The 1,617-nt window shown below is 53.0% G+C and carries 1 protein-coding gene; it reads left to right on the top strand.

Annotated elements, in window-relative coordinates; all coding sequences use genetic code 11:
- Positions 1-241 precede the first annotated feature (241 nt).
- Positions 242-1,573, top strand: coding sequence for an IS110 family transposase (locus AACY36_RS28130; RefSeq protein WP_339421387.1), 1,332 nt, complete (start codon positions 242-244; stop codon positions 1,571-1,573).
- Positions 1,574-1,617 lie beyond the last annotated feature (44 nt).

Here is a 1,617-nt window from a genome sequence, read left to right as displayed (position 1 = left end):
CCACTACATCTTCGACGTAGCGCTGTCGCGCATCAAACTGGTTCATCGTAAGGTTATAGAACGCGTGCGGGGCAAAGGCCGTAGCCAGCACTGGTGTGTCAGCACCCGAGTGGGAGAGTGGCCTGCACGGTATCGGCGTGGAGTCATTGTCGGCACAGCAAGCTGTGACCACGTATAAGAGAGTGAATCCGCTCGCCACCGTGTACCCCGCCCGCGTCGTTCAATCCTGCGAGGAATTGTCATGACGCGCAAGAACCAAAAGCGTTTTGAGGTTATCCATCCCGATTGTGGTGCCGTTGATGTGGGCGCTGGTGAGCATTTGGCGGCTGTTGATCCGACAAAATGCGATGACCCGGTTAGGCGGTTTTCAACCTTCACCGATGATTTGCATGCCATGGCCGATTGGTTTGAGTCCATGGGCGTCAAGATGGTGGCAATGGAGGCGACTGGAGTTTATTGGATCCCGCTCTTCGAAATACTGGATAGACGAGGTTTTGAGGTCTATCTCGTTAATTCCCGCGCCACTCGGCAGATAACCGGTCGCAAGTCTGATGTACTTGATTGTCAGTGGATCCTTCAACTCATGACGCACGGCCTGTTGAGAGGCGCTTTTCGGCCTGCGGACGACGTGTGCTCACTGCGCTCATTGGTCCGTCAGCGTGGCAATAAAGTTCGCGACCAAGCCAAAGCCCTTAATCGGATGCAAAAGGCTTTGGTGCAAATGAACATCCAATTAGCCCAAGTCATCAGCAACATAGCTGGGGTGACGGGCATGAGTATTTTGCGCGCAATCGTTGATGGCGAGCGCGATCCCGAAGTGCTTGCACTGCTCAGAGACAAGCGTGTTAAGGCCGATCAGGCCACTGTTGCTCGCAGCTTGCACGGCAACTGGCGAGCTGAGCATTTGCATGCGCTGAGTCAGGAGTTGGCGGCTTATGACTTCCTGGAAAAACAGATCGGTGAGTGCGACCAAGCCATTGCTTATGCACTTGAGCGGCTGCCGGTTCTTCAGGCGCAAGTTATCCCGCCCAGCAAATCACTGCGTAACCCGCACCGTTCCAATGAGCAGCAACTGATTTTGCATCGGGCGCTAAACAAGATAATGGGTGTGGATTTAACCGCAATTCCTACCATCGGCATCGATACGGCTTTGGTCTTGGCCAGTGAATTGGGACCGGACTTGTCACGATTTCCGACTTCACAACACTTCTGTTCCTGGCTTGGCCTGGCTCCGCCCACAAGGATTTCGGGAGGGAAACCGCTGCCTGGTAAAGCGGTGAAGGTAATTAATCGAGCTGCGCAGGCATTGAAGCAAGCAGCCTCAATCGCCCGCAATGACAAGAGCTTTATCGGCGCCAGTCATCGTGCTCGCCTGACCCGAATGGATACCTGTTGCGCAATCAAAGCGACAGCCCATCAACTGGCAAGGTTGATTTACGCAATGCTGACTAAAGGTCAGCCTTACGTTGAGAAAGGGATAGAAGCATTTGAAGAAAGAAGCCGTGATCGGCAGATGCGCGCCTTGGAACGCAAGGCACGCAAACTTGGATTGCAGCTGGTTAAAGCGGCTTAAATTTTAAGAGCAAAAACAATGAGTTATTTTTTGTTTGATAAGAG

It is taken from the genome of Pseudomonas sp. EA_15y_Pfl1_P101, assembly GCF_963970835.1.
Lineage (GTDB): Bacteria > Pseudomonadota > Gammaproteobacteria > Pseudomonadales > Pseudomonadaceae > Aquipseudomonas > Aquipseudomonas tritici.
The sequence above is the reverse complement of the archived record's forward strand: the minus strand, read 5'-3'. Positions and strand labels throughout refer to the sequence as shown.

Bases quoted from the DNA above. Each gene is read 5' to 3' on its own strand.
- AACY36_RS28130 (WP_339421387.1), top strand. From the start codon at position 242: ATGACGCGCAAGAACCAAAAGCGTTTTGAGGTTATCCATCCCGATTGT.